The sequence below is a fragment of the Exiguobacterium sp. s124 genome, from assembly GCF_018617485.1.
Taxonomy (GTDB): Bacteria; Bacillota; Bacilli; order Exiguobacteriales; family Exiguobacteriaceae; genus Exiguobacterium; species Exiguobacterium aestuarii.
In genome coordinates, this window is record NZ_JACSKH010000001.1 from 420,673 (window position 1) to 446,503 (window position 25,831).

At 50.0% G+C, this 25,831-nt stretch carries 30 protein-coding genes; 20 read left to right on the plus strand and 10 right to left on the minus strand.

Annotation, left to right across the window (positions count from 1 at the left end; all coding sequences use genetic code 11):
* Positions 1–114: 114 nt before the first annotated feature.
* Positions 115–1,962 carry a sensor domain-containing phosphodiesterase gene (locus KNO85_RS02215; protein WP_214786563.1) on the plus strand — a complete coding sequence of 616 codons (1,848 nt, stop codon included), beginning with the start codon at positions 115–117 and terminating at the stop codon, positions 1,960–1,962.
* Between the two features lie 15 nt (positions 1,963–1,977).
* On the opposite strand, the gene KNO85_RS02220 is transcribed toward KNO85_RS02215, so the two are convergent.
* Positions 1,978–3,351: a sensor histidine kinase gene (locus KNO85_RS02220; RefSeq protein ID WP_353047803.1), complete on the minus strand. Its 1,374-nt coding sequence runs from the start codon at positions 3,349–3,351 to the stop codon at positions 1,978–1,980.
* 12 nt (positions 3,352–3,363) lie between these two features.
* Positions 3,364–4,053: a response regulator transcription factor gene (locus KNO85_RS02225; RefSeq protein WP_214786567.1), complete on the minus strand. Its 690-nt coding sequence runs from the start codon at positions 4,051–4,053 to the stop codon at positions 3,364–3,366.
* Positions 4,054–4,160: 107 nt separating this feature from the next.
* Between KNO85_RS02225 and KNO85_RS02230 the strand changes: the two genes are divergently transcribed.
* From KNO85_RS02230 to KNO85_RS02240, 3 genes are read left to right on the plus strand one after another with little or no spacing between them, the layout of a single operon-like run.
* Positions 4,161–4,922, plus strand: a complete 762-nt coding sequence (locus KNO85_RS02230; RefSeq protein WP_214786569.1) for an ABC transporter ATP-binding protein — start codon at positions 4,161–4,163, stop codon at positions 4,920–4,922.
* A complete protein-coding gene (locus tag KNO85_RS02235) occupies positions 4,909–6,741 on the plus strand; it encodes an ABC transporter permease (RefSeq protein ID WP_214786571.1) in 1,833 nt (610 codons plus the stop codon). The genes KNO85_RS02230 and KNO85_RS02235 overlap by 14 nt, the downstream gene beginning before the upstream one ends.
* A gap of 13 nt (positions 6,742–6,754) precedes the next feature.
* Positions 6,755–7,096 (plus strand): YxeA family protein, encoded by a 342-nt coding sequence (locus tag KNO85_RS02240; RefSeq protein WP_214786573.1) that lies wholly within the window; start codon positions 6,755–6,757, stop codon positions 7,094–7,096.
* Between the two features lie 51 nt (positions 7,097–7,147).
* Here the strand turns inward: KNO85_RS02240 and KNO85_RS02245 are convergent, their stop codons facing one another.
* On the minus strand, positions 7,148–7,591 hold the full coding sequence (locus KNO85_RS02245) for a MerR family transcriptional regulator (RefSeq protein ID WP_214786575.1): 444 nt from the start codon (positions 7,589–7,591) through the stop codon (positions 7,148–7,150).
* A gap of 318 nt (positions 7,592–7,909) precedes the next feature.
* Here KNO85_RS02245 and KNO85_RS02250 point away from each other — a divergent pair, with 318 nt between their 5' ends.
* The 8 genes from KNO85_RS02250 (at position 7,910) to KNO85_RS02285 (ending at position 15,429) form a co-directional block, all read left to right on the plus strand.
* Positions 7,910–8,119, plus strand: a complete 210-nt coding sequence (locus KNO85_RS02250) for a hypothetical protein (protein WP_214786577.1) — start codon at positions 7,910–7,912, stop codon at positions 8,117–8,119.
* Positions 8,120–8,187: 68 nt separating this feature from the next.
* Positions 8,188–8,328, plus strand: coding sequence for a YvrJ family protein (locus tag KNO85_RS02255; RefSeq protein WP_214694127.1), 141 nt, complete (start codon positions 8,188–8,190; stop codon positions 8,326–8,328).
* A gap of 27 nt (positions 8,329–8,355) precedes the next feature.
* Positions 8,356–8,568: a hypothetical protein gene (locus KNO85_RS02260; protein WP_214786579.1), complete on the plus strand. Its 213-nt coding sequence runs from the start codon at positions 8,356–8,358 to the stop codon at positions 8,566–8,568.
* A 26-nt stretch (positions 8,569–8,594) separates the two neighbouring features.
* Entirely contained in the window at positions 8,595–8,807 is a 213-nt protein-coding gene (locus tag KNO85_RS02265; RefSeq protein ID WP_214786581.1) for a DUF2922 family protein, read from the plus strand.
* 125 nt (positions 8,808–8,932) lie between these two features.
* A complete protein-coding gene (locus KNO85_RS02270) occupies positions 8,933–10,777 on the plus strand; it encodes a methyl-accepting chemotaxis protein (protein ID WP_214786583.1) in 1,845 nt (614 codons plus the stop codon).
* Between the two features lie 188 nt (positions 10,778–10,965).
* Positions 10,966–12,672, plus strand: coding sequence for a methyl-accepting chemotaxis protein (locus tag KNO85_RS02275; protein WP_260569827.1), 1,707 nt, complete (start codon positions 10,966–10,968; stop codon positions 12,670–12,672).
* A 182-nt stretch (positions 12,673–12,854) separates the two neighbouring features.
* Positions 12,855–14,564 (plus strand): methyl-accepting chemotaxis protein, encoded by a 1,710-nt coding sequence (locus KNO85_RS02280; protein ID WP_251130565.1) that lies wholly within the window; start codon positions 12,855–12,857, stop codon positions 14,562–14,564.
* Positions 14,565–14,679: 115 nt separating this feature from the next.
* Entirely contained in the window at positions 14,680–15,429 is a 750-nt protein-coding gene (locus tag KNO85_RS02285) for an SDR family NAD(P)-dependent oxidoreductase (protein ID WP_214786585.1), read from the plus strand.
* 33 nt (positions 15,430–15,462) lie between these two features.
* On the opposite strand, the gene KNO85_RS02290 is transcribed toward KNO85_RS02285, so the two are convergent.
* Positions 15,463–16,338 carry a tetratricopeptide repeat protein gene (locus KNO85_RS02290; protein ID WP_214786587.1) on the minus strand — a complete coding sequence of 292 codons (876 nt, stop codon included), beginning with the start codon at positions 16,336–16,338 and terminating at the stop codon, positions 15,463–15,465.
* Between the two features lie 118 nt (positions 16,339–16,456).
* On the opposite strand from KNO85_RS02290, the gene KNO85_RS02295 reads away from it, so the two are divergent.
* Positions 16,457–16,681 (plus strand): YobA family protein, encoded by a 225-nt coding sequence (locus KNO85_RS02295; protein ID WP_214786589.1) that lies wholly within the window; start codon positions 16,457–16,459, stop codon positions 16,679–16,681.
* 19 nt (positions 16,682–16,700) lie between these two features.
* Positions 16,701–16,865 (plus strand): hypothetical protein, encoded by a 165-nt coding sequence (locus KNO85_RS02300; RefSeq protein WP_214694121.1) that lies wholly within the window; start codon positions 16,701–16,703, stop codon positions 16,863–16,865.
* An 11-nt stretch (positions 16,866–16,876) separates the two neighbouring features.
* Here KNO85_RS02300 and KNO85_RS02305 read toward each other — a convergent pair whose 3' ends face one another.
* Entirely contained in the window at positions 16,877–18,058 is a 1,182-nt protein-coding gene (locus tag KNO85_RS02305; protein WP_214786591.1) for a S1 family serine peptidase, read from the minus strand.
* A gap of 133 nt (positions 18,059–18,191) precedes the next feature.
* On the opposite strand from KNO85_RS02305, the gene KNO85_RS02310 reads away from it, so the two are divergent.
* Positions 18,192–18,752, plus strand: coding sequence for an AAA family ATPase (locus KNO85_RS02310; protein WP_214786593.1), 561 nt, complete (start codon positions 18,192–18,194; stop codon positions 18,750–18,752).
* A 33-nt stretch (positions 18,753–18,785) separates the two neighbouring features.
* Here the strand turns inward: KNO85_RS02310 and KNO85_RS02315 are convergent, their stop codons facing one another.
* Genes KNO85_RS02315 through KNO85_RS02335 form a run of 5 tightly spaced genes read right to left on the minus strand, consistent with a single transcriptional unit; the run spans position 18,786 to position 22,728 of the window.
* Entirely contained in the window at positions 18,786–19,481 is a 696-nt protein-coding gene (locus KNO85_RS02315) for a carbohydrate deacetylase (protein WP_214786595.1), read from the minus strand.
* The gene (locus tag KNO85_RS02320) at positions 19,474–19,767 is read right to left on the minus strand and encodes a PTS sugar transporter subunit IIB (protein ID WP_214786597.1); all 294 of its coding nucleotides are present in this window, start codon (positions 19,765–19,767) and stop codon (positions 19,474–19,476) included. Before KNO85_RS02320 ends, KNO85_RS02315 begins: the two co-directional genes overlap by 8 nt.
* The gene (locus tag KNO85_RS02325; protein WP_312846153.1) at positions 19,764–20,096 is read right to left on the minus strand and encodes a PTS lactose/cellobiose transporter subunit IIA; all 333 of its coding nucleotides are present in this window, start codon (positions 20,094–20,096) and stop codon (positions 19,764–19,766) included. The genes KNO85_RS02320 and KNO85_RS02325 overlap by 4 nt, the downstream gene beginning before the upstream one ends.
* A complete protein-coding gene (locus KNO85_RS02330; RefSeq protein ID WP_214786599.1) occupies positions 20,093–21,412 on the minus strand; it encodes a PTS sugar transporter subunit IIC in 1,320 nt (439 codons plus the stop codon). The genes KNO85_RS02325 and KNO85_RS02330 overlap by 4 nt, the downstream gene beginning before the upstream one ends.
* Positions 21,409–22,728, minus strand: coding sequence for a 6-phospho-beta-glucosidase (locus tag KNO85_RS02335; protein ID WP_214786601.1), 1,320 nt, complete (start codon positions 22,726–22,728; stop codon positions 21,409–21,411). The genes KNO85_RS02330 and KNO85_RS02335 overlap by 4 nt, the downstream gene beginning before the upstream one ends.
* A gap of 174 nt (positions 22,729–22,902) precedes the next feature.
* Here KNO85_RS02335 and KNO85_RS02340 point away from each other — a divergent pair, with 174 nt between their 5' ends.
* The 5 genes from KNO85_RS02340 to KNO85_RS02360 all read left to right on the plus strand — a co-directional run bounded on the left by KNO85_RS02340 (position 22,903) and on the right by KNO85_RS02360 (position 25,822).
* A complete protein-coding gene (locus KNO85_RS02340; protein ID WP_214694104.1) occupies positions 22,903–23,619 on the plus strand; it encodes a GntR family transcriptional regulator in 717 nt (238 codons plus the stop codon).
* A 125-nt stretch (positions 23,620–23,744) separates the two neighbouring features.
* A complete protein-coding gene (locus KNO85_RS02345) occupies positions 23,745–23,900 on the plus strand; it encodes a hypothetical protein (protein ID WP_214786603.1) in 156 nt (51 codons plus the stop codon).
* 88 nt (positions 23,901–23,988) lie between these two features.
* Complete coding sequence (locus tag KNO85_RS02350) at positions 23,989–24,702, plus strand: ABC transporter ATP-binding protein (protein ID WP_214786605.1); 714 nt, start codon at positions 23,989–23,991, stop codon at positions 24,700–24,702.
* Entirely contained in the window at positions 24,689–25,456 is a 768-nt protein-coding gene (locus KNO85_RS02355; protein ID WP_214786607.1) for an ABC transporter permease, read from the plus strand. Before KNO85_RS02350 ends, KNO85_RS02355 begins: the two co-directional genes overlap by 14 nt.
* A gap of 3 nt (positions 25,457–25,459) precedes the next feature.
* Positions 25,460–25,822 carry a VOC family protein gene (locus KNO85_RS02360; RefSeq protein ID WP_214786609.1) on the plus strand — a complete coding sequence of 121 codons (363 nt, stop codon included), beginning with the start codon at positions 25,460–25,462 and terminating at the stop codon, positions 25,820–25,822.
* Positions 25,823–25,831: the final 9 nt, after the last annotated feature.

The window sequence follows — 25,831 nt, forward strand, 5'->3', positions numbered from 1 at the left end:
AAAAAATGTAATGTCTAGGTAACCATTGACTTTCTGTTGAATTTTGGAAAACGTGAAATAAAAAAATTCATGCTATTATAAGGTCAAATTCAAAAATGATGAGGTAGAAGACTGATGGTCGAGAAGAACTTTTCAAACCAAACATATCGTAAACATCAAGAGAAACTGTTCGAGCTCGTACGCATGCCAATCGTGACTGAAGAGACAGTACAAGAGGCAACCCGATATATGTGTGAGATTGTCGCCGATATGCTAGCGGTCGATACGGTGTCGATTTGGTATTTTGATGCGTCATATCGAGCAATTTCATGCCAAGTCGCCTATTCTCATGAATCAGGGACACATTATCCTAAATTGACGGTTCATCGTGAACTCGCCCCGGACTACTTTGATGCGTTGCAGAAGGATCGTGTGCTCGCATTTGAGGACGTTCGGAATCATCCATGGGTGAAGGAACTGTACACGGATTATTTCGTAGAAGGACAACGAATCCAATCGATGCTCGATGCTCCAATCTATGCAAACAATCGTGTTAAAGGTGTAATTTGTTGTGAGACGTTTTCACCAAGGGAATGGACCTATCTCGAAGAATTGATTGTCAGTACACTGACAGACTTTATCGCGATTCTCTACTTCCGACTCGACCGACAGGCGGTCGATACACACATTCGTCGTCTAGCCTATATCGATGAATTGACGGGTCTATTAAAAGATACGGGCTTCATCGAGAAAATGGATGAAGAGCGTCAGCTACAATCGAAACAACTGGGCGCTTTAGTCTATTTAAAAGTCGACGATTTTCGGTCGGTCGAAGATGCGATTGGTATTGAGAAATCAGATGAAATCGTCCGAGAAGTCGCCAATCGCCTGCGTCGTTATGTAGATGAGTCAAAATTGAGTCGCATGTCGCAGTCAGGATTTGCGATTTGGTTACCGTATGGGGATCGAATCAAACTGAATGCCGTTGCTGATGAGTTATGTGAGGTGCTCGTGCGTGATCCGTTTCTTGTCGATGAATTAGAAGTCATTTTGACGATGAGCGCGTTTATCGCTGTTGAGCAAAAGGACATCACGACGCTTGAAATGGTTCATCGGGCACGAATTGCCGCAAGTGAACGGGCGTTTCAACGGGCCGCGATCGTCTTCTATGAAGAAGAAATGGGGACGAAAGCGGCGAACCGATTGATTTTAGAGATGAATTTACGGAGTGGACTCGCAGGAAATGAATTCATGTTGTATTATCAACCGAAAATCGATGCGATGACCGGTGCGTTGAGAGGGTTCGAAGGCTTGATGCGCTGGAATCATCCCGAGCGAGGTCTCGTTCCACCGCTCGACTTCATCCCGCTCGCCGAATCGACCGGGGTCATCATTGACTTAGAAGAGTGGGTGTTCGTGACGGCATGTCGTCAGCTCAAACGGTGGCATGACCGAGGAGAATGGTACTCACTCGCCCTCAACTTGTCGGCACGTCACTTCTTGTCCGAAGGGGTCGTCGAGAAGTTTGCCCAAATCGCCCGTGAAGAAGGTGTCTGTACGAGCTATTTGACGCTTGAGATCACGGAGAGTGTCGGAATGGAAAATCAGCAGCATGTCATCGACCGTTTCGTCGCGTTCCGTGAAGAAGGATTTTCGATTTCAATCGATGACTTCGGGACTGGATTCTCGGCGTTCGTCTACTTGAAACATTATCCGATTCATGAGATTAAAATTGATCGTCAGTTCATCCAAGTGACCGAGAACGACCCGACCGGAAACGTCATCGTCGAGTCGATTGTCGACCTCGCACGAGGGTTGAATTTAAAGACCGTCTGTGAAGGAATCGAGACCATCGAGCAGTGGCACGCGTTACGTGAACTCGGCTGTGACGAGATGCAAGGGTATTACTTCTCTAAACCGTTGCCGCTCGAGGAACTCGAATCGTGGATTGATCATTATACGACACAGCAAAGGGATGCCTGAGCGCGTCCCTTTTTGTTATGGTGTGAAGATGATTCGGATGGTCGTCCCTTGTCCTTGACTACTTTCTACCTTGACCTTCCCACCATGTGCTTCGATGATATCCCGTGAAATCGCCATTCCGAGACCACTCCCACGAGCATCATCCGTGTTCGTTCCCCGATAATAGCGTTCGAATATATACGGCAATTCGGATTCGGCGATCCCGTTCCCATCATCCTGGATGGTCACGACGTCTTCATCGACCCGAACCGTCACGATGACCGATTCATCATTATGAAGGAGGGCGTTATATAGGAAGTTGAGCAGGGCGCGTTTCATAAAGTGACGATCGAGTGATACGGTCGCCGCCTCTGTTGCTTCGAATTCGATGTGGCGATCGCTGAACCGTGGGTCGTTCAACACGTCAATGATGACTTCTCGAACGAATGGCTCGAGGCGTGTCTCTTCTAAAGTAAGCGGGAAGTCGCCGTGCTGCAGTCGCATCGTCAAGTTGAAATCGTCGAGCAATTCTTTCATATACTTGGCTTGGCGCTCGATCACGTGTACATATTGGTTACGATCCGCTTCGTCCAACGAATCGTCATCCAACAACTCGGCGTATCCTTGGATCGAGGCAAGCGGTGTCTTCAAATCATGGGACACGTTACTCATCCATTCTTTCCGTCGATCATCGAGTTCTTCGCGTTGTCGTTCGTACGTCGTGAGTGTCTCGGAGACCGCATTCAAGTCATGGAAGACAGGACGATAGATGCCGACACGCTTCGGTTCAGATCGAGAGAAATCTCGTCTCTTCAATTGTTGGATTCGCTCCGTCAATCGATAGACAGGGCGGGTCAATCTAGAACTGAACAAGAGACCGATCAATGCGGCAACGAGCAAATCGACGACGAGGATCCATAGAAACGCCTTCGACATATAGGAAAGGACCGCCTGTTCATCTAACATGAAGAGCACCCGGCGTTCACTCGCCTCTGGCACACCGATTAGATAACTGTAGGATTCATATTCTCCAATGAAATAGAGTCGAAGCTCGTCATCCATATATTTATAGATTTGAATCAGTTCAATCGGCGAATAGGCATCCGGTAGTCCGCTCGGTGCATCGACTTCACTCACGACCCGGCCCATTTCATCTAAAAAGCGGATGAACGCCCCATACTGCTCGAGCGCCTCCTGACCTGCTGTTGAGACGACGGGTTCTCCATCTTCAAGTGATAAGTACGTGCTGAAGTTACGGGTAAAGGTTTCCCCAGAGTTGCTTTCCACATCGTCGAGTCCTGTTCGGTCATTGATGAGAAGTCCAAATAGAATGGCGATGTTCAGAAAGACGACAATGGCGACAATCAATACAATCGACAATAAATAGCGACCGGTCAGTTTCCATTTCATCATAAACGCTCCTTATACCGTCAACCGGTAACCGAGACCTTTGACCGTCTTGATATAGGTCGGGGCAGAAGGATTCGGCTCGATTTTTTCTCGCAAACGCCGGATATGGACCATGACCGTGTTATCCGAACCAAAGAATGATTCGCCCCATACTTGGGTGAATAATGTCTCTTTGCTGAGAATCCGATTCGGATTTCGTAAAAAGCAGGCGAGGAGACCGACTTCCTTCGCCGTCAATTCCAATCGCTCTCCGTTCACATATACTTCTGTCTCATCTTCATTCATTTGGAACGGTCCGATGGTCGTCGTCTCGGGCATCGGTGCTTCCATCATCGATACTCGACGAAGTTGCGCTTTGACGCGGAAAGCGACTTCTTTTGGACTGAACGGCTTCGTGATGTAGTCATCCCCGCCAATAGCAAGACCGAGCAATTTATCGACCTCTTCCGATTTGGCAGATAGAAAGAGAATGGGGATATTCGAGTGCGCTCGCATCTGTTGGCAGAGTTGATAGCCTTCTCCGTCCGGTAGCATGACGTCCAAAATGGCCAAATGTGGGTGGAACGTCTCGAACACGTCAAACCCTTCCTTCAACGTGTGGGCAGTTCGAATCTCTTTAAATCCCTCTTTCTCAAGTGCACGTTGAATCAACGTACACAAGTCTTGTTCATCATCCACGATGAGAATCCGTGGTTGTTCCATCGTCATCACCTCCCTCATAAGGATATCATGTAAGGATTTTGTAAGGTACGCGTGAGTTGAAGTTAAGACAGGGGGCGTAATGTAAGGGACAGAAAGAGGTGCTGAACATGGAAACTTTATTACAAGTGAAATCGATTCAAAAGACATATGGAAAAGGAAATACGACGTTTCGGGCGCTCGATGACGTCTCGTTCACAATCGAACACGGTGAATTCGTCGGAATCATGGGACCATCCGGGGCCGGGAAGTCGACGTTACTGAACGTCCTCGCGACAATCGATACGCCAACGTCCGGTGAGATTTTAGTCGAGGAGGACGACATCGCGTCGATGGATGAGGAGGCGCTCGCCGATTTTCGTCGCGACCATCTCGGCTTCATCTTCCAGGACTATAACTTGCTCGACTCATTGACGGTACGGGAAAACATATTGCTCCCGCTCGCCGTCTCGAAGACACCGGTCCATGAGACACGGGAGAAAGTCGAACGGTTGGCGAAGCGGTTTGGGCTTGAAGGAATTCTTAACCAATATCCGTACCAAATCTCAGGAGGGCAGAAACAACGGACAGCTGTTTGTCGTGCCTTGATTTCGGACCCAAAACTCATCTTCGCCGATGAACCGACCGGCGCGCTCGACTCGAAGTCAGCGACGGACTTGTTGGATACGCTCGCACGGTTGAACGAGGCCGAGACGACGATCATGATGGTGACGCATGACGCCTTCGCGGCAAGCTTCTGTCGCCGAGTCCTCTATATTCAGGACGGACGTTTGAATAAAGAACTCATTCGGGGCAACGCCTCGCGGGATGCGTTCTATCAATCGATTCTCGAGGAACTGGCGAAAGGCGGTGCGGTCGATGACGCTATTTGAACTTGCGAAGAAGAACGTCGCGCGTAATTTATCGCGATATGCGCTCTACGTCGGGACGACCATTTTCTCGATTGTCATTTATTTCACGTTCGCTACGCTCAAACATAGTCATGAGATTAGCGCGCTCGCGGAGACATCGAAAAAGATTAGCGGACTGATGAGTACGTCGACGTTCATTCTGATGCTGTTCGTTGCGCTCTTCATCGCCTATTCGAATGCCTTCTTTTTGAGAGGGCGTAAGCGGGAGGTCGGGCTCTACTCGCTACTCGGGGTCCGGAAGAAACAAATCGGCCTGCTGCTCTTGTTTGAGAACATCGTCATCGGAGCCGTGTCCTTGGTCGTCGGGATCATCTTGGGGCTATTCGGGTCGAATGCGCTGTTACAGCTGTTGCTGCGTTTGATGGACAGTAACTTAGACATCGGCTTCGCCTTTTCAGGGTCGGCATTCATCGAGACGTTCCTCGTCTTTCTCGTGATCTTCCTTTTTACTTCATTTCAAGGGTACCGGGTCATTTATCGCTTTAAGTTGATTGACTTGTTCCATGCGGACAAGAGCGGAGAAGGTGTCCCAACGGCGAAAGGCTGGGTCGCTTTCGTAGGCGTCCTGACGATTGGTGTGGCGTATTGGCTCGCGCTCCAGGATTTGATGACGTCCTCCCTTTGGAGAACGCTCGGCCTCGCGATGCCGCTTCTCATCATCGGATTGAGCGTCATCGGTTCGGCGCTCCTCTTCCATAGTGTGTTGATTTTTGCGCTGACGTGGCTGAAAAAGAATGAGCGTTGGTCGTGGAAGCGTCTCAACCTGTTGACGACATCGCAACTCCTTTATCGCATCCGCGGGAACGCCAAGACGCTCACGTTGATTAGTATCATCAGTGCGACGGCGATCACAGCGGGTGGTGCCATCTTCAGTGTGTATTATTATGCGGAAGAGAATGTGTCCTCGTATACACCGTATACGTACGCCTGGAAAGATGAGGCGGTCGAGGTGGAGGGTGCTACATTTGAATCAAGCGTTGAACAGAAGACGATTCGAATGGAAGCAGAATATGGGGAGCGCGAACTCGGGGTCATCGATGCATCGACGTATCGTCATCTTCTCAAAGGTCTCGGTCAGGGAGAACCAGAACCGTTCCCACAGGACGAGGTGCTATCGGTCGATCCGTTCTATGACGAGCGTTATTCCGAAGAAATCGAATCGGTCGAGCTTTCAGGTGATACGTTTGATGTTTCGACCCGGGTCGAAGCATCTCCACTCAACGTCATGACGTTTGGTGGAACGTTCCTTGTCGTCGCAGACGATGTGTTCAAGACGATGCCCGAGCCGAGCGAGAGGTATCACGTCGCACTCACGGAATCATTCAAAGATCAGCGCGATCAGTCTGACCGTCTATCAGAACTTGGGCTCGATTCATTCTCGAGTGCACCGGACGTATATGAAGAGACGATGGCGATGAACGGGGCACTCCTCTTCGTAGGAACATTCCTCGGTCTCGTCTTCCTTGTCGCGACAGGCAGCGTCATCTACTTCAAGACGATGACGGAAGCGGAGGATGACCGGGCGAAGTATGCGATTTTACAGAAAATCGGGATATCTGATCGAGACGTGCGACGTACAGTCCGTCAACAGATTGTCGTCGTCTTTCTTGCGCCGTTCGCACTTGGGATTTTGCACGCGACGGTCGCACTCATTGCCTTTTCAAACTTGTTGAATATGAATTTCACGGTGCCTGTTCTCGTGTGGATGGGTGTCTATACCGCAATCTATGCGGTTTATTACGGAGTAACGGTTCGTCGTTTTATGACGGCGATTCGATAAGGAGCGAAAACATATGAAGAAATGGATTGGAATAGCAGTTCTTGGCATTCTGCTCGCCGCAGGTTTGCTGCAAGTGGATTGGAATCGATTTGGGAAAGACACCTTGTTTGTGGAAGTTCAAGAGGCGAGCGATGTGGAAGAGACGACGCTTGAAAATGGTGAGGTGATGAAACGATACGTGTACGCGCAAACCGCATTCACGTCAGACGGTGAGTCGAAGCAAGTCACGTTTACCGCAGGAAAAGAACTTCAAGAAGGCGCGTACTTGCGCTTATACGTCAAAGACGGGGACACCGTCACATCGTATGACGAGGTGTCCCGTGAGGACATCCCGCGCCAAGTCATTCAAAAATAACCTAAAAAAACCATTCGTCATGAGCATCATGGCGGATGGTTTTTTGCCTGCTCAGACGACAGGAGCTTCGTTAGTGTTCAGTTCGAGTTGTAGTATGTACGTCAATTCAAGATGCGCCAATTCCGAGAAATTTGTTTTTTTGACATGTGTCCGTGGACGCAATCCGCATTCTAATGCGATGTCGACAATGGTACGAATCTGATTTTCCGTATAGAATCGCTTCCGGCCGAACGTGAATGGGGTAGGTGGCAACACGCCATCTGTCTCCCATTTGATCAACTGTTGTTGGCTGCGCGGAATGCCGGCCACACTGAAGGCGCGGCTCAATTCTTTGAGCGGATAGACAATCAAGTGTTGCTCTTTATACGAGATTGGTTTTCCTTGTTCCGGTCGGTATGTATCCCATTCGGTGGCTGAAAACGTCAGGTCGGCCTGGTCGAAGTCGTGTTGAGCGGAAGGAATAGAAGTAGTACGTGCGAGGTCTAGGCTGTTCATATGATGGATCTCCTTCTTCAAGACTGACTGGTCATTTCAAAATGTCTTCTTACGTATCGTACCCCATTTACAAGATTTTAACTTACAGTTTTTTCAAAGTGGGGAAATGATTCATGGGACTTTTGTCGTAATTTTGAACGATGTCTGTCGAACATTAAGATACCCTAATTGGTATCAAAACTCAAGTATAGCAGTAAAAATTTGAAAAATGATTAAAAATTCAGACAATCTGGGACTTTTGTCGTTAAGGTGCTCTAAAAAATAGATTGAGCATATTCATCCGATGAACGGTTAATAAGGGCGAAGGAGGTGAGACAGATGGCAACTTATGAAGAAGTGGCGACGATGTTTTATTTAGACACACGCCGACTCGTGGATGGGAAAGAGAAGAAACAGCTCGTCCGATACGGACCGCTCGGCAGTCAGATGGATGAGACGTTGATGCGGCAGTTCGGAGATTTACTGGCGGCACTCATCGATGTCGAATCCGTCAATTACGTCGTAGCCCAAGAATTCATCGTGTATTAACACGGAGGACTTATGCAGAACCTCACTCGTATCGGCACCGACATTCGGCAGGATGAGCGGGTGGTCACATGAGTTGGCCCGAACTCATCTCGAATCTCGGGTTCCCGATCGTCGTTTCGCTCTATTTGCTTCATCGAATTGAGACGAAGCTCGATCGGATGATCCAGCTCCTCGAGCGAATGGATGATTCGACCTTATCAGAAACCTAATCCCTCATTGAAAGGAGCCATCCCCCTATGGCTGTCTTAACGGAAAAGAAAGCAACACTCGTCTTGACGACACACCACGATCTTGAAACGGCAAAACCAACGAAAAAAGCACAACGGTTCGGTCCAGTTCGTGCCGATCTAACAGCCGACGTAGTGAACACGTTCGGTCGTCTCTTAATCGATTTAGTGATTCAAGAAGACGCAGACCTCGGTATCATCCGCGAATACGATTTAGTCTAACCCATACCCTAAGGAGGAAATAAACCATGACTGACACAAAACTTGAAATCTCATTTTTAGATGCATTCCATAAAGTCGTTCGCTTCCGTTTGAACAACGTGAAACAACCAGTCGACGCTCAAAAAATCGAAGCTTTGGCTGACTTCATGGTCGCCAACGACCCACTTGCGAAAAACGTGATGGAATGGACGGAAATCAAAATGATCGAAGGCACACAGACCGTATTGAGTGCGAAATAATTGAACGGAAGGTGACTCTTGCATTTCGGAGTCACCTTTTTTAAGTTTGGTCAATCCCCTTCACTATTTTCAGAAAATTGTCGATAGTATAGGAAACACTGCATGATTGAGAGGGGAATACATAGATGACTTGGAAATCAATCTGGTCTAAGACACTCCGTCGAATCAAACGAAAACCGACATGGACGTGGAAACCGACACTCAAACGAAAGCATAGAGAGAAGCGTGAACGCACGACATCTTTCAAGACAGGGATTGGGAAGAACTTGACGATTCGTCAAAAATTGTGGGGACTCGTCATCATATCACTTGTCATGGTCATTGGCGTTGGTGGGTACGCGTTGTTCTCATTAAATGATGCAAATCGACAGGCGGACGATATCGTCAACAACTGGAATAAGGGGCTTGATTATGCCCACGAACTCAATACGCTCGCAGCGAACTATCGGACGCTCGAACTCGATCACATCGTTTCAGATGATGCGACGCAAAAAGAAGAACTGATGACGCAGATGAAAGAGATTCGAGATGAAATCAATACGATTGCACCGAAGTACGCAAAAACGGCGACAGGTGAGACGGATAAAGAACTTTTCGAAAACTTCTCACGCCAATGGGAGATGTATCAACGTGTCTCGGACAACATGTTGACGTTCAGCTCGACAGGAAATACTGGCATGGCACGTTCGTACTATGATGCCCAGTCACAAGCAACGTATGATAACTTCACACAAAAATTAGCAAACCTTGTCGACTATAACTCAGAAGGTTCGCAGCGCGTCGGGCAAGACATGGAGCGCGAATTCATGCAGTCGCTCATGGCGCTCGTGGCTGTGACGGTCGGTGCCGTGGCAATCCTGTTATTCCTTGGACTCAGCTTGCTACGGTCGATTATCCGACCGATGCGTACGCTTCAGACTCGCTTCGATGAGCTCGCGACACAAGGCGGGGATTTGACGATGACGATTCCGGTGACGTCGAACGATGAAATCGCACAAGTGAGTCGCTCGTTCAATACGTTCCTCGGTACGCTCCGTGAGATCATGATTGATGTCGATGAGACGGCGAAGGTCGTCCTGTCATCTTCAAAAGAGGTTTCTGCAGAGGTAACACGTCTTAGTCACTATATGGAAGAGACATCTGGAACGGTCGAAGAATTGACGGCCGGCATGGAAGAAACGGCAGCATCTTCGCAAGAGATGAGCGCCTCGACGACCGAGATGGGTAGCTCGATTGATTCAATCGTCGACCTATCTAATGACAGCGCCGAAACGGCGACGCGTGTCGAGATGCGAGCTCACGAGATGCGTGAACAGGCCGTCGTCTCGAAGACGGAGGCCGTGACGATTATTGAGAAGAAACAAGTTGAACTCGCAGAAGCGATCAAGGGAGCACAGTCTGTCGAAGAGATTCGCGTCTTGACGACGGCCATTCTCGCCATCGCCGATCAGACGAACTTGCTCGCGTTGAACGCATCGATCGAAGCGGCACGAGCGGGTGAAGCCGGTCGCGGTTTCGCGGTCGTCGCTTCTGAGATTCGCAAACTTGCAGAAAACTCACGTCAGACGGTGAACGAGATTCGTGACGTATCGAACACGGTCATCGATTCGGTCGAACGCCTCAACACGAGCTCGGCTGATATGTTGACGTTCTTGAATACGAAAGTCATGGCCGACTACGATCGTCTCGAAGAGTCCGCGACACAATATGAACAGGACGCAACGGTGTTCGGGGAGACAGCGAAGACGTTTGAAGGGAATGCGCTTCAACTCCGACATATGACGGACAATATTCTTGGTGTCATCCAAGAAGTGGCGACGACCGTGACAGAAGGTGCGGACGGAACGCAGTCGATTTCGGAGAAAGTTCAACTTTCCGTCGAACGCTTCAATGATGTCCAGACGAAGATGAGTGAAACGGAAAAACGCGCGACTGAACTATCGAATCGAGTCGCTCAATTCAAACTATAAGCAGTGATTGGAACCAGGCATACGTCTGGTTCTTTTTTATGTTTATTTGAAAAAATCGAAAGATAGGTCAATGCGTTCATTAATTTCAAATTGTTGGTACAAATTAGGCTGTCATGTCCGATATAAAATAGGCAGTACCAAACATAGAGAGAAAAAGAGGTGGAAGAGGAGAAGTCTCCTCGTAAGTCGTGAAAACAGTATTTAACAAGTGGACGTTGTCCAAAAAAATTATGGGAAGTATCGGATTACTCCTCATTTTGACGTTCGTCGGGATGGGATATAATTTATGGACGCTTGAACGCATGACGAGTCAGTATGAACAGATGATCTCAAACGATGTCATGAAAATGAAAGCAGCAGATGACTTGGCGCTCGGAATGGTTCGCCAAGCATATGGGGTCCGTGGGTATGTGTTGGTGCAGGATGATGAACGCAAACAACAAATCATCCAAGGTGGAGAAGAAAAGAAGGCAGCCATCGAATCATTGATTGAACTGGCTGACAATGAATCTGAACGAAACGAGTACGAAGCATTACTTGAATATGCGACGGGGTACGATGCGCTCGCGACACAGGCGATCACGGCCATCGATCAAAATGATCAAGAGGCGATCGATCGCTTGACGCTCCGTCTCATGCCAGACGTCACGAAGTCGATTTCGTCGACAGGGGAGGCGCTTCAAGCCGAGACCGAGAAGGACATGTTGGGGATGCAAACCGAACTTAAACAGGCGGGCGAGCGTGCATTCTTGTATTCAGTCGTCATCGCCATCGTGAGCGTTGTATTGATGCTCGGGGCAGGATATGCCATCAGTCGGATGGTGACGGCACCGTTACGCTTTTTAGCGAAAGAAGTGGACGTGGTCGCGGAAGGTGATTTGACACGCGCCGACCTTGAAGCACTCACGCAAGATGAAATCGGACAATTGATGACAGGCTTCAACCGGATGAAAGGGAACTTGCGCGAACTCATTGACCGCGTCACACAAAACGCACAAGAAATTACAGCTCAATCCGAAGAACTGTATGCGAGTACAGAAGAGATGGCGTCGCAAACTGAAGAGACGACACGTCTCATCGACCGCGTTGTGGAAGAGACGGTCGCACAAGCGAAAGAAGCGAATGGCTCGGCCCGCGCCGTAGCAGCTGCCGACGAAGGAATCGGTCAAATCGCAGGCTCGATCGTCTCGATTGATGATGATGTGTCCCAAAGTTTGAAGCTCGCCGAAGAAGGTGGATCGACGATGACTCAGGCAAAAGACGAAGTACGTGCACTTGAGCGGGAGACACGTCTCACCGGTGAGTCGATTTCGGCCTTGAAACAACAGTCTGACGAGATCGCTCTCATCACAGAGGTCATCCAATCCATCACCGACCAGACGAACTTGTTAGCGTTGAACGCGGCGATCGAAGCCGCACGTGCCGGAGAGCAAGGAAAAGGCTTTGCCGTGGTCGCAGAAGAGGTACGTAAACTCGCGGAGCAATCGAAGCAGTCGGCGACACAAATCGCCGGGCTCATCGAGTCGATTCAAGCGCAGTCGAATGCCGTTCTCGACCAACACGTCGTCAGTGCGAAACGCGTCGAGACGAATTCACAGTTACTCGAACGAGCGACGCGTGCGTTTGAACAGATTGTCCGTCAACTCGAGACGTCGGTCGATAACACGTCACACATCCGAATCGCGTCAAACGAGATTGCAGAGACGACGAAGCAAGTCGCCACATCTTCTCTTCAAATGTCACGAGACAGTGAAAAGATGGCTGAAACGATGCGGTCAGTCGGAGAGACGGCTGATTCACAACTGGCGATGATTCAAGAACTGAACGGCGTCGCCGAGTCACTCGGGAATATGACGAGCGACTTACAGACGTTGATTGGAAGATTCACCACGTAAGCAAATGGGGGTCATGGAAACCAAATCATGACCCTTTTTGTGAACATCATATGAAAGCACTTACATTTTTTCATAGGAAATTTCTTCTTGTTGATACAAGTTTGATTTGTGCAACCGATATATCTATTGTATAAATCCTTTTATCTAACAGAATCGAGGTGAAATGAGGAGAAATCCTTGCTATGTTTATGAAAAAATTGAAGCAATTATCATTGACCAAAAAACTATTTGGGGGCATCATTGCCATTCTTCTCGTCATCGCATGTGGGATGGGCTATGCCATCTTCAACATGGAACGTCTGACGAGTGAGTATGAACATGTGATCAAACAAGATGTGAGTAAGATGTTGACAGCCGATCAACTTTCGCGCGAAATGATGCGTCAAGCGTATGGGGCACGTGGATATGTCATGTCACCTCAGCCGGATCGATTAGACCAAATCGAACAAGGAAAAGTAGGCAAGAAGGAGGCCATCATTGAACTTCTTTCGCTTGCGGAAACGCAGGAAGAAATCGACGAGATGAATACGTTGTTATCTTATGCGATTGGTTATGATGACTTGACCGTCCAACTCGTTGATGCCGTCGATGCAAACGAAACGGAGACGATTGAGCGTCTGACGACAAAGATCATGCCAGACATGACGGCTGCGATTACGACAAAAGGTGAATCGATTCAGGCGAAGGCGGAACAGACGATGCAACAGAGCCAACTTGAGCTCACCAAGCTAAGTGAGCGATCGAATTATTATATGATTGGAATCTCGTTGTTGACGTTCCTCTTAGCTCTCTTGGCTGGAGTCATCTTGCAGAGAATCGTCACACGTCCATTACGTGAATTATCATATGAGGTCGGTATTGTCGCAAACGGTGATTTAACACGCGAAAATTCGAAAGCGCTTTCGAATGATGAGATTGGCCAATTAATTACCGGGTTCAACCAGATGAAGACGAATTTGCGTGAGTTGATTGATGAAGTGAGTCGGAATGCACAAGACATTACGGCTCAATCGGAAGAATTGTACGCGAGTACTGAAGAAATGTCTTCTCAAACAGAAGAAACGACGAGACGAATCGACCAAGTCGTTCAACAGACAATTCAACAAGCGCGACAGGCGACGCAAAGCGGACATGAAGTGGCGGCGGCGAACCTTGGTGTGGAGCGGATTGCCACTTCGATTGGCACCATCAACGATGATGTGGAAAAGAGTCTCGAGCTGGCGGAACGAGGAGAACAATCAATCCGACAAGCAAAAGACGAAGTACTCGCATTAGAAAAAGAGACCGTAGCGACGGGAGAATCCATCACCGTCCTAAAACAGCAATCGGATGAAATTGCCTTGATCACAGAAGTCATTCAATCAATCACGGACCAGACGAACTTGTTGGCATTGAATGCGGCCATCGAAGCGGCACGAGCGGGCGAGCATGGAAAGGGATTTGCCGTGGTCGCGGAAGAGGTGCGTAAACTCGCTGAGCAATCGAAACAGTCCGCAATGAAAATCGCTGGGTTAATCGAATCGATTCAAGTGCAATCGAATGCTGTCTTAGACCGACATGCGTCAAGCGCGAAGCGGGTAGAGACAAACACGATTTTGTTAGAAGAAGCGACGTCATCCTTCCGACAAATTGTCACCCAACTCCAAACATCTGCGGAGAACGCAGCACACATCCGTGTCGCGTCAAATGAAATCACTGAGACGACGCGACAAGTTGCCACAACGACTGCATCGATGGCATCCGGAAGTGAAGAGACGGCGAATACGATGCGTGAAGTCGGAGAGACGGCTGACGTACAACTCGCCATGATTCAGGAACTGAATGGCGTTGCGGAAACACTTGGCAGTATGACCGGTGATTTACAGACGTTGATTGGAAGATTCACAACATGATATGTGGGAAGCCCTGTCTTTTGAAATCAGGGCTTTTTCATTCACATTGAGACGATTCATGAAGCAGAAAGTAGGGAAATGAGAACAGGGTAAACGATAAAAAGGAGTGGATCACATGAAGTATACCGTCATTACAGGAGCTAGTTCGGGAATCGGTTATGAGACGGCGAAGCTACTCGCCGAAAAAGGAAAGTCACTCGTCCTCGTCGCGAGACGAAAGGATGAGCTCGAATCGTTACGTGACGAGATCAAATCAATCTCATCAGATAGTGACGTCATCATCAAATCGACGGACCTTTCGTATAGCGAGAACGTGTACGGTCTGTATGAATCTCTCGCCGACCTCGAGATCGAGACGTGGATCAACAATGCCGGGTTCGGTGATGCAGATCTCATCAAAGATGTCGATTTAGGCAAGATTGAGAATATGATTCGCCTGAATATTGAGGCGCTCACGGTACTATCAAGTCTATACGTCCGTGACTACCACGATGTCGAAGGGGCACAATTGTTGAACGTATCGTCCGTCGGGGGATATCGCATCGTGCCGAACTCGGTCACGTATTGTGCGACGAAGTTTTACGTGAGTGCCTATACGGAAGGTCTCGCACAGGAATTAATGAATAGCGGCGCGAAGCTTCGGGCGAAAGTGCTCGCACCGGCAGCGACCGAGACGAGCTTCGCCGACCGGGCACGTGATACGGAAGGATTCGACTATAGTGAGAACGTGGCGAAGTATCATACGGCACGCGAGATGGCTGAATTCTTATATGATTTGCTTGAAGGGGACGAAGTCGTCGGGATTGTCGACCCAGAGGACTATTCGTTCAGCCTACGCGGACCGATTAAACCGTACGCAGGGTAACCTAAAAAATCACGCCAGCTAGGCGTGATTTTTTTATGGCATCGGGACGGTGTAGCCACCCGTGAAGCGGTGCGTCAGGCGACGTGTCCAGTAACGCATCCGAAGACGCAATACATAAAACTGTGACGTGTTCGGGAGGATGACGTTATTGACGTAATCTGCGAACATGTGCCGGAACGCACGGTCTTCACTACGATCGTAGGTCGCGCTCCACATTCCGTGATTTTCAACTTCGAGCAGCATCCAAATCATCTCTTCCGTGAGCGGGTCCTCATCTTCGAGTCCGGCTGAAAGGGAAGCGAATCGTTGACTGCAGACGGCAGCATATAAGGAGTGGGCGTGTGGATTATGCGGATTGTGCGTTAAATAGCCACTCGAGGTCTTCATCAGTTCATCGACCATCTCGATCGGGATGTCATCGTATACTTGGAAAAACTCGAGAAGCATCGGTACGGTGTCCGGGCCGAGTCCGGCGAGACGGACATAATGCATGACGTGAAGGCCGGCCTCTCCGTAGAACTTCCGCTCGAAATAGTGGATGGCGATGGCACGGTGCATGAGCGGAACATCAGGATAGCGTTCGACACCTCGGAGGAAGTGTTGCTCCGCCTCGAACGTGAAGCCCGTATCTTCGCTAACGATGCCGTTCAGCATATGCAGGATGAAATGGTCACCAAGCTCACTTGCTCGATTGAGCCATTCCTTTGCCTGTGCGGTATTCCCTTCACGGATATATGGATAGGCACGCATCGCTGGGAAGAATGGATCTTTCGGAAATGCGGTTTCGCCACGAGTTGCAAGCTCCGTGATTGCTTCTTTGTTATACTCGTCTGTCAATTCTCCGAGGAGCATCATTTCGAGGAACGTGCGTTGGAATTCTGGGGTGTGTAAATCGATGGTGTGTGTCATATGGACTCCTCCTCACGAGTATCGTTGTGGCTTCATTATACTTGTTCTTGAAACAAGGGAGTAGCATCTTTTGTAAAAACGGGAAATAGAAAGTGAGGCGTGAAAAGGAGGGGAGGACATGGCGACGTTCACGGGTTATATCGCAGAAGTGCTGGAAGGGAAAATTCGAGTCGCTCCATCACGAGAGGCAGAGCCGTTCGACGGCATCGTGTTTCATTTAGAGGAACAGTTTCTTGAAGAAACACCACTTCTTGTCGGTCAATATGTAAAAGTCGAGCACGATGAACAAATGACGCGTTCCTTGCCGCCGCAGACGACGGCGCATCGCATCGATGTGTTATGATGAGGACGAGGTGAACCCTATGGGACAACGTAACTTTTTGTGGCTCGGGGCCGTGATTGGCTTCAGCGCACTCGTCGTCTGGTTACTGCAAGACGCACTTCCGTTTTGGGCGCTATCGATCCTTTTACTCGGACTCGGGGCGGTACTCGGTAATCTTCAACGACGATTCACGCAAGACAAATGACAAGCACACCATCACTCGGATGGTGTGCTTGTGTCGTTTTCTTCAACATTTTCTTCTTCCACCACTTCTTCCTCCGTGGCTGGGTCGTCCTCGACGATGGAGCCTTCTTCACCATCCGGCTCGAGCGTGGTCGGTTCTTCCGGCTCGGCTGGCTCTTCCGGTTCGACCGGGTCCTCAGGTTCAGTAGGCACTTCTGGTTCTGTCACCGGAGGGTCTTCTTCGATCGGCTCTTCCGTGTCCGGAGGATCAACCGGTTCTTCTGGCTCTGTAGGTGGTTCTTCAGGTGTCACCTCAGGAGTAGCCGGTTCGGTCTCTTCTTCGACAACCTCTTCCTCGACGTTCTCCTCAGCCGGTGCTTCCGGTTCAGTCGCCGGTGGGAGTTCAGGCTGTGTCTCCGGAACACTCGGAGTTTCCGGGATGACGACCGGTTCTTCTGTCAAATCTGGTCGAATCGGCTCGACGGGGGCGAGTTCGACTGGTGGTGGTGCGGGTGTGTCTGAATCAATCAATGTGCGTAAATCTCGTTCGAATAAAGCGGTCGGTAAGGCGATCCCTCGCAAGTGGATGGCGACGACCCGACCGGATGCGGAAAGAAGCGGACTACCATATGCATAACGAGGTAACTCAAAGTTTCGGATGTATCCATTCTCAGCGAACGTGACTGTACCATTGATTCGTTCTTTCATTGTCAGTGTAAGTAATGTTTCATCTTCTGCGGCGATGGCTTGTGTCAACAAGAACGGCGTTTTGTCAGTTTCTTCGATACGAATGACGGCAATGAGATTCGTACGACCGACGACTGTTCCAGAGACGGCTTGTCCGTCATGGTACATGATGATGTTCTTTAAGCCGGCTACGTTCGAGGCCGCGGTGACGACATCACGGGAACTGACCAAAAAGCCGGTCCCATAACTGACGGTAAAGAGGCTTTCCTGTAACGTATCGAAGTCAACGGTCGTCGCTTCGTCAGCAGAAACCGTATCCTCTCCAATCGGTAAGTCGACCTGGTCGGCGAGCGAGTTAGTCGAACGCAACATATCAGTGAAATAGGCGTTTCCAATGAAGGTGGCAAAAGCGATGAGTGCAATGGCGAGCGGGGTGACGAGTAACCAAATCGTGCGACGTGAGCGGCGGCCACACGTCGGACAGACCGTTTTCGATCGTGTCTTCTTTCCGCAGTGGGGACAAGTCACGGGGGCACCTTCTTTCTATAAAGTTCGATGTTATGCTTATTCCTTCAATTGGAAAGAGGTAAACAAATATTTTAGGAGGGTTCTACGATTGAACGTTCATGGTAAAATCGTCAAAAGCGTAGGGGGAGATTCAATGAAGTTTATCATCTTATTCGGTCCACAAGCCGTCGGCAAAATGACCGTCGGACAGGCGCTCGCCAATCGGACCGGACTGAAGTTATTCCACAACCATATGACAATCGATCTCGTCGGACCGTTCTTCAATTACGGAACGGCGGAAGGCAAACGGCTCGTCCAGCTGTTCCGTCAAGAACTGTTCGAATCGGTCGCGAAAAGTGATCTGCCTGGTATGATTTTCACATTCGTCTGGGCGTTTGATATGCAGGAGGACTGGGACTACGTGAAGAACGTGACGGACTTGTTCGTATCACACGGGGCGGACATTTACTATGTCGAGCTCGAGGCGGAGATGGAGGAGCGGCTCGCGCGCAATACGACCGAGAATCGTCTCACGCATAAACCGTCGAAGCGAGATATCGCTTGGTCCGAGGCAGAACTGAAACAGACGGCGACGATGTATCGATTGAACTCACGTCCGGAGGAATTAGACGTTGAGCATTATCTCCGTATCGACAACACTCATTTAAGTCCGGAAGAGACGGCAACACAGATTCAACAAGCATTTGACCTATAAAAAGCGGGTACCCACTAAGGGAACCCGCTTTTGTCATGCCCACCAATCTGGGCGCTTATAGTCGACCAACACCTGTTTTTCGAGGAGGCGTGGTTCGAGGTAAGAAGTGATACTTGGAAGATGATCGTCGAGCTCGGCCGGATGTACCATCACTTCGATGGAGACTCCTGGTTGAATCGCATCAAGCGTCGCATGGGAGACGCCGTCCTCGTAAAATTGATCACTGAATCGTTCGGTCACCCACAAGTCTCGGCGCGACCCGAGCGTCGTTAAGGCCCGAAACGTCGTGTCATATTCTTCAGCGAGACGAATGATGACGTCATGTAATACTGGCCAGCCATGAACGTGGTGATGACTGTCGAGATGGTCGAGCGGGAGACCTGTCGCGAGGAACGCCTCAATCTGGGCTTTCCACTCGAGATAGACGAGCTCCGGGTCAGGTGGTGTCTCGGTCAAGAAGCGGCTCGTGTAGCGGAACGTGCCGTCTTCTTTTGTAAGGGGCGCACTCGTGTCGGCGAGCGGTTTGCCCCATGACAAGACTAGATGGACGCCGACGCGGAGCGATGGATATTGTTTTGCGAGTTGAACGGCTTCCTCGACGGCGTGACCATTCATGATCATTGTCGCCGAATTCACGATTCCATTCAGATGACTTTCCAAGGTGCCGGCGTTCACACCTGTCGTTAATCCGAAGTCATCGGCGTTGATCAGGACAAACGTCTTAGGCATTGACGAGCCCGAGTGCCTGGTCGAGGACGAGGTCGCCTTTCATCATCCCGTACGCCATGTTGTCGATGACCGCGACCGGTACGTCGACGGACGATTTGATTTTCCCTTCGAGGTAACGGACTTGTGGTCCGATCAAGATGACATCGACGTTCGTCTGTTCTTTCAAACGAGACTCAGGAATTGCGTCAATCGATGCGTCGATTCCGCGTGTCGCAGCTTCTTTTCGCATTTTTTCCACTAAAATTGATGTCGACATGCCTGCCGAGCAGACGAGTAAGATGTTCATGTTGTTTCCTCCAATCGATTCAAACGAGTAATCATGTCAATCATTTCGACGGCGAGTTCTTTCACCGTCATCGCTGTCATGAGGTGGTCTTGTGCGTGAACGAGGAGGACGCTCATATCACTCGTCGTCCCCCGTGCCTCTTCTTGTAACAGTTCAGTCTGTAGTTTGTGTGCGTCTAGAAAAGCCGCATCGGCTTCTTTTAATTTGTCTGTCGCCGTATCTGTTTCACCGCGTTTCGCAGCCGCGATGGCTTCAAATGCAGCAGAACGGGCATTCCCGGCATGTAGGATAATCATAAATGAGAGTTCTTGAATCGTTTCGGTTTTCACGAAATCTTTTCTCCTTCCTCGGTTGTAGCTTTGTTTTTGTTGATTTCGGCTGTCATCGCTTTCGCTCCTGCCATGACGAATGGGATGTACATGGCTGTTGCAATCGACAAGTTGACGATTTGAAGCAAGACACCACGGACGCTACCACCAGTAACGAGGTATCCACTGATGATCGGTGGCGTCGTCCAAGGAACGATGGCGACCGTCTTCGGAACCATACCTGTCGAGAGTGCGACGTACGAGATAATTGTGAGCGTGACAGGCACTAAGATGAACGGTACAAGCATGATCGGGTTCAACACGATTGGGAGACCGAAGATGACCGGTTCGTTGATGTTAAAGAGACTCGCTGGTGTCGAGAGTTTTGCCACCTGGTGATACGGGTGATTCCGTTGCTTCCGGACGACGATAAAGATGGCGAGTAAGAGCGCGAACGTCGTACCCGATCCACCCATGAAGACGAACGCATCCAAGAAAGGTTTTGTGACCGTATATGGCACATCAAATGCAGACGTTCCGGCTTGGAAAGCCGCCAAGTTTTGTTCGATGAGTGGGAGATAAACCGGTTCGATGACCGCGCCGATAATGTTTGTCCCGTGGAGTCCGAAGAACCAAAGGATGTGGTTCAAGAACGCGATGACAAGGGCAGCTGGGAGCGAGTCCCCGAATCCTTGAAGCGGTTGTTGAATCGCTTTGAAGATGACTTCAAAGACACTGAGTTCGACGACGAGCGTCATGAACAGTTGGAAACCTGCGACGACCGTCAAGATGATCATCGATGGGATGAGCGCTTGGAACGAACGTGTGACCCCACCTGGTACACCTTCTGGCATCTTGATGGTCAATTTCGTATTGATGAGATAGCGGAACATCTCCGTGACGAGAATGGAGACGATGATGGCGACGAAGAGTCCTTGGGCGCCGAGCCATGCAAAGTTCAGACCCCAGTCAGCGGTGACAGGTACGAGCATGATGTATGAGGCGAGCGACAAAATCCCCGCCGCAAGTCCGTCAATCCCGTACGAACGGGCCAAGTTATACCCGATCGAAAAGGCGATCAGTAGACCGAGTATGGCGAAAGAAGCGTTCCAGATGCTTCCGCCGAGTCCTTGCCAGTTTCCTTCGCCGAACATGTTGTTCATTGAGCCGACGAAGTCGAGTGAGAGACTACCGATGTTGACAGCAGGGAAGTTGTTGATGAGGACCGCAAGCGACCCGACGATGATGAGTGGCATGACGGAGACGAACCCGTCACGGATGGCGACTAAGTGCCTTTGGGACCCGATACGTCCCGCGATTTCAATAAACTTGTTCATGAATAAACCTCCTTCTTAAATTGGGGTAGGTACGCCTCGTGCGCTGTGAACAGATCCTTGAGAAGCGGGTCGATCCGTTTCTCGTCTTGGATGAGCGGGTTCATGAGGCAGGCAAGGTAGGCGTCCTCGTAAGAACCGGATACAGCTGCCTGGATGGCGAGCTGTTCAAACGTTTTTAAGTTCGTGATGAGTCCACGAATCGGGAGCGGTAAAGCCCCGATTGAAATCGGACGAGGACCCGACTTCGTGATGACGGCGTTCACTTCGATGACCGCGTCCTCTGGCAAGTCTCGAATCGTACCGTTGTTGAGCGTGTTGACCGTCTGGATGTCGCCACGGTCGTTGTGAATCGAGTCCATCAAATTACAGGCGGCATCTGAATAGTAGGCGCCCCCACGTTTTTCAAGCTCTTCCGGCTTGACGGCGAGATCGACATCTTTGTATTTCTCGAACAACTGCGCCTCGACTTGTTGGACGACTTCGGCACGGGTGCCGTTTTGTTCGTACGCCTCGAGATCTTTTTTCAACACATCTTTCGTCTGGAAATAGTACTGGTGATACGGGTTCGGTAACATGCCGAGTGACGAGAGGAACGATTCGCTCCATCCGAGACCGACGATATTTGCCGGCGAGTAGTCGTTCCCTGCGTTGAGTGAAGCGAGAACGTCACGCGTCCGATCCACGCCGTCGACCCACACGTGACGACCGAAGACGAAATGGTTCAATCCGATAAATTCAATCGCGACTCGTTCGACCGGCGTCTCGAGAATCTCTGCGACCGAGTTTCGCATGTTGAACGGGATGTTGCAGACACCGATGACCTTCTTATGAGATGAGTGCTTGAGTACGGCCTCGGTGACGATTCCTGCTGGATTGGTGAAGTTGACGAGCCAGGCGTCCGGGCAAATCTCGGCGACTTCGTTCGCCAAGTCAATCAAGACCGGGATGGTGCGGAACGCTTTGAATAATCCACCTGCGCCATTCGTCTCTTGTCCGATGAAGCCATGTTTGAGCGGAATACGTTCATCGAGCGCACGTGCCTTGAGTCCACCGACCCGTATCTGTGTCGAAACAAAATCTGCGCCGACGAGTGCAGCTCTCCGGTCGAGCGTCCAACTGAGTGTGATCTCGGCATTTGCCTTTTCGATCATCCGCTGGGCGAGACGACCGACGATTTCTAGTTTCTCCCTCCCTTCTTCGATATCGACGAGCACGATCTCACGAACAGGGAACGATGCTTGCCGATCAATCAATCCTTCGATGATTTCTGGGGTGTAACTTGATCCACCGCCGATGATGACGACCTTGACTGCCATGGTGCCAACTCCTCCTTTTGAAAGCGATTTCTTTTTGTCGTAACAAATATAACAAATAGTACAACTTTCGGCAATATAAAAAATACAAATAATACAATTTGTTTTTTGTATTTGCAATTGTATGTCTGCTGTATCACAATAAAGGAACCAACCCAACGTAAAGGAGATGGAGGTATGTCGCAATCGACGCTCCAAACCGCAATCAAGGATGAATTGTTGTCCCGCATCAAAAGCGGACACTATAAAGAAGGGGAAAAATTTCCGACGGAGTACGCGCTTTGTGAGGAGTTCGATGTGAGCCGGACGACGGTGCGCGGTGCCCTCAACCAGTTGACGACGGAAGGCTATCTGGTCCGTCAACAAGGGCGCGGGACATTCGTCGCCGGGAAGAAAGTGCAGCAGACGCTGTCGTATACGCCGAACAACTATGCGGCCCAGCTTGCTGTCCAAGGGAAGCGTGGCCAAGTCGCGTTGATCGATATCTCCGTCATCTCGGCATCCGGTCAAATCGCATCGGTATTTGAAGCAGAGGACAATGCGCCGATTCAAAAAATCGAGCGGATTCGTCATGCGGACGGGGAACCGACACAGTACGAGGTCTCGTTCATTCCGTGGAAGATTGCTCCAGGGATCACGAAGGAGCAGGCGGAGCATTCGCTCTTTCGGACACTCGCCGAAGTGCACGACGTTCATGTCGCGAAGACGACCGAGGCATTGGAGATCGCCCTTGCCGACGAGAAAGTGAGTACGCTCCTCAACTGCCCACTTGGGTCGCCATGCTTCCATATTGAGACCGTGACAGAGGATGAATCTGGACGGGCGATTGAATACTCACGCTCCTACTTCCGTGGGGATAAGACGAGCTTCGTCATCGAACGAAATTATAATTAACAAAAGCGCTCGACTGTTTCGTATGGAAACGGTCGGGCGCTTTTTTATAAAGTGATTCAAAAAGGATATGAGGAAGAGAAAACCGAAGATACATACAATCAAATTGGATGGTGGGAGTGAGTAACATGACGATGTTTACAATCTTAGGTGTCTTGGTCTTCGGACTATTGCTGTTGGGAATCGGTGCTGTGATGAAGAAGCGGTGGTTATCCATATTCTCGATTGTTCCAATAGCGATTGCTGTAGGACAACTTGCGTTTCTTTTCTTGATTGGGATGTAGTTTTTATAGTGTATAAACTTTCGCCATACATATTGGATGCAGTCGATTCCTGACTTTATGTACACTAGAGCCAGGAGGCGAGAGAAACATGTCAATTATTGAATTTAAAGATGTGAGCCATGAAGACATCCTGCACCATGTGTCCGGAACGTTTCAGGAGGGACGAATCACGACGTTCGTCGGACCGAGTGGCGCCGGCAAAACGACGTGTCTGAAGCATATCAACGGATTGCTTTCACCCGATACGGGCACGATTTTATTCAAAGGGGAAGATATTGCGGAGATGGACATCCTCGAACTGCGAAAGAAAATCGGGATGGCGTTCCAAAGTGCACCGATGATTCAAGGGACGGTATATGACAACTTGAATCTTCCAAAAGCCATCTTCGACGAGACGCTCGACCGCGACCGTGCTGCCGAGTTGCTCCATCGCGTCGACTTGAGTGAGGCGCTCCTCAATCAACCCGTCAAATCACTGTCAGGCGGAGAACGAAGTCGGGTCGCCATCGCCCGGACGCTCGTCAATAAACCGGACGTGCTCTTGCTCGATGAGATCACGGCGAGCCTCGATTATCGGACGGTGAAAGAGATTGAGCGACTCATCCGAAAACTGCAACAATCGTACGGCGTAACCGTCATCTGGATCACCCATGACTTAGATCAGGCGCGTCGGGTGAGTGACGACATGTGGTTCTTGAAGGACGGGAAACTGCTTGCTTACGGGGACGCCTCGTTCATCGATGAGTCGGACAACCCTGTCATCCAACAATTCGTCAGGGGGAAGATTGATGTCATACATTGAACTCGCGACAGCGCTCATCTTCGTCGTCATCCCGCTCGCCTTGACACTCGTCCTACGACTTGGGCTCGAGCGTGATATTATCATTGCGACCGTCCGCTCTATCATTCAGTTATTGATTATCGGCTATATCCTGACGTTCGTCTTTGAGAGCGATAGTCCGATTTTCATGCTGCTAATGATCTTACTGATGATTGTCGCGGCGACACAGAACATTCGACGAAAAGGGGACGGGATACCAGGTATCATGTGGATCATCGTCTTGACGCTCGTGACAATCGAAGCGCTGACGATGGGGCTCATGCTCGGGCTTGGGATCATTCCGTTTGAACCGGAAAAGGTCATTCCAATCAGTGGGATGGTCATCGGGAACAGTATGGTGTTGTCGCTCCTCTTCTTGAACAAGTTCAAAGACGAGGTCGAGCGGAGTGATGACGTCATCGAACTCATCCTCTCACTCGGCGGGACACCGAAAGTGGCCATCGACCACAGTTTGAAGAATGCGATTCGCACGAGCATGATTCCGACCGTCGAGGCGCAAAAGACGATGGGACTCGTCCAACTGCCGGGGATGATGAGCGGTCTCATCATCGGTGGAGCCGACCCGATGGAAGCGGTACTATACCAACTTTTGATTCTGTTCTTAATTTTGACGACCGCTTCTATTTCGGCGACGCTCGTCGGCTATTTGGCGTATCCACGTCTGTTCAACGAGAAGATGCAGTATATCGGACTGACCTATCGGAAGGGGAAATGAGGCATGATCACAGGAATTCATCACGTCCAGCTCACGATTCCAACTGGAGCGGAACAAGAGGCGAAGGCATTCTATTGTGACTTTCTTGGTCTACATGAAATCGAGAAGCCGGACTCACTGAAAGGACGAGGTGGATTTTGGCTTCAGGTCGGCGACCGTTCCGTCCATGTCGGGGCAGAGGACAACGTGGAACGACAGAAGACGAAAGCACACATTGCGTATGCTGTGACGGATTTAGGTCACTGGAAGACAGCGCTTCGAGAGAAGGAGATTACTTACTCGGAAGGCATCCCGATTCCAGGGTTCGACCGATTCGAGTTCCGAGACCCGTTCGGTAATCGGGTCGAAATGATTCAAGCGTTATAAAGAAAGGGA

What these genes read in the sequence shown, in the direction of transcription:
- KNO85_RS02215 (WP_214786563.1), top strand. Translation starts at nt 115, where the DNA reads ATGGTCGAGAAGAACTTTTCAAACCAAACATATCGTAAACATCAAGAG.
- KNO85_RS02220 (WP_353047803.1), bottom strand. Translation starts at nt 3,351, where the DNA reads ATGAAATGGAAACTGACCGGTCGCTATTTATTGTCGATTGTATTGATT.
- KNO85_RS02225 (WP_214786567.1), bottom strand. Translation starts at nt 4,053, where the DNA reads ATGGAACAACCACGGATTCTCATCGTGGATGATGAACAAGACTTGTGT.
- KNO85_RS02230 (WP_214786569.1), top strand. Translation starts at nt 4,161, where the DNA reads ATGGAAACTTTATTACAAGTGAAATCGATTCAAAAGACATATGGAAAA.
- KNO85_RS02235 (WP_214786571.1), top strand. Translation starts at nt 4,909, where the DNA reads ATGACGCTATTTGAACTTGCGAAGAAGAACGTCGCGCGTAATTTATCG.
- KNO85_RS02240 (WP_214786573.1), top strand. Translation starts at nt 6,755, where the DNA reads ATGAAGAAATGGATTGGAATAGCAGTTCTTGGCATTCTGCTCGCCGCA.
- KNO85_RS02245 (WP_214786575.1), bottom strand. Translation starts at nt 7,591, where the DNA reads ATGAACAGCCTAGACCTCGCACGTACTACTTCTATTCCTTCCGCTCAA.
- KNO85_RS02250 (WP_214786577.1), top strand. Translation starts at nt 7,910, where the DNA reads ATGGCAACTTATGAAGAAGTGGCGACGATGTTTTATTTAGACACACGC.
- KNO85_RS02255 (WP_214694127.1), top strand. Translation starts at nt 8,188, where the DNA reads ATGAGTTGGCCCGAACTCATCTCGAATCTCGGGTTCCCGATCGTCGTT.
- KNO85_RS02260 (WP_214786579.1), top strand. Translation starts at nt 8,356, where the DNA reads ATGGCTGTCTTAACGGAAAAGAAAGCAACACTCGTCTTGACGACACAC.
- KNO85_RS02265 (WP_214786581.1), top strand. Translation starts at nt 8,595, where the DNA reads ATGACTGACACAAAACTTGAAATCTCATTTTTAGATGCATTCCATAAA.
- KNO85_RS02270 (WP_214786583.1), top strand. Translation starts at nt 8,933, where the DNA reads ATGACTTGGAAATCAATCTGGTCTAAGACACTCCGTCGAATCAAACGA.
- KNO85_RS02280 (WP_251130565.1), top strand. Translation starts at nt 12,855, where the DNA reads ATGTTTATGAAAAAATTGAAGCAATTATCATTGACCAAAAAACTATTT.
- KNO85_RS02285 (WP_214786585.1), top strand. Translation starts at nt 14,680, where the DNA reads ATGAAGTATACCGTCATTACAGGAGCTAGTTCGGGAATCGGTTATGAG.
- KNO85_RS02290 (WP_214786587.1), bottom strand. Translation starts at nt 16,338, where the DNA reads ATGACACACACCATCGATTTACACACCCCAGAATTCCAACGCACGTTC.
- KNO85_RS02295 (WP_214786589.1), top strand. Translation starts at nt 16,457, where the DNA reads ATGGCGACGTTCACGGGTTATATCGCAGAAGTGCTGGAAGGGAAAATT.
- KNO85_RS02300 (WP_214694121.1), top strand. Translation starts at nt 16,701, where the DNA reads ATGGGACAACGTAACTTTTTGTGGCTCGGGGCCGTGATTGGCTTCAGC.
- KNO85_RS02310 (WP_214786593.1), top strand. Translation starts at nt 18,192, where the DNA reads ATGAAGTTTATCATCTTATTCGGTCCACAAGCCGTCGGCAAAATGACC.
- KNO85_RS02315 (WP_214786595.1), bottom strand. Translation starts at nt 19,481, where the DNA reads ATGCCTAAGACGTTTGTCCTGATCAACGCCGATGACTTCGGATTAACG.
- KNO85_RS02320 (WP_214786597.1), bottom strand. Translation starts at nt 19,767, where the DNA reads ATGAACATCTTACTCGTCTGCTCGGCAGGCATGTCGACATCAATTTTA.
- KNO85_RS02330 (WP_214786599.1), bottom strand. Translation starts at nt 21,412, where the DNA reads ATGAACAAGTTTATTGAAATCGCGGGACGTATCGGGTCCCAAAGGCAC.
- KNO85_RS02335 (WP_214786601.1), bottom strand. Translation starts at nt 22,728, where the DNA reads ATGGCAGTCAAGGTCGTCATCATCGGCGGTGGATCAAGTTACACCCCA.
- KNO85_RS02340 (WP_214694104.1), top strand. Translation starts at nt 22,903, where the DNA reads ATGTCGCAATCGACGCTCCAAACCGCAATCAAGGATGAATTGTTGTCC.
- KNO85_RS02345 (WP_214786603.1), top strand. Translation starts at nt 23,745, where the DNA reads ATGACGATGTTTACAATCTTAGGTGTCTTGGTCTTCGGACTATTGCTG.
- KNO85_RS02350 (WP_214786605.1), top strand. Translation starts at nt 23,989, where the DNA reads ATGTCAATTATTGAATTTAAAGATGTGAGCCATGAAGACATCCTGCAC.
- KNO85_RS02355 (WP_214786607.1), top strand. Translation starts at nt 24,689, where the DNA reads ATGTCATACATTGAACTCGCGACAGCGCTCATCTTCGTCGTCATCCCG.
- KNO85_RS02360 (WP_214786609.1), top strand. Translation starts at nt 25,460, where the DNA reads ATGATCACAGGAATTCATCACGTCCAGCTCACGATTCCAACTGGAGCG.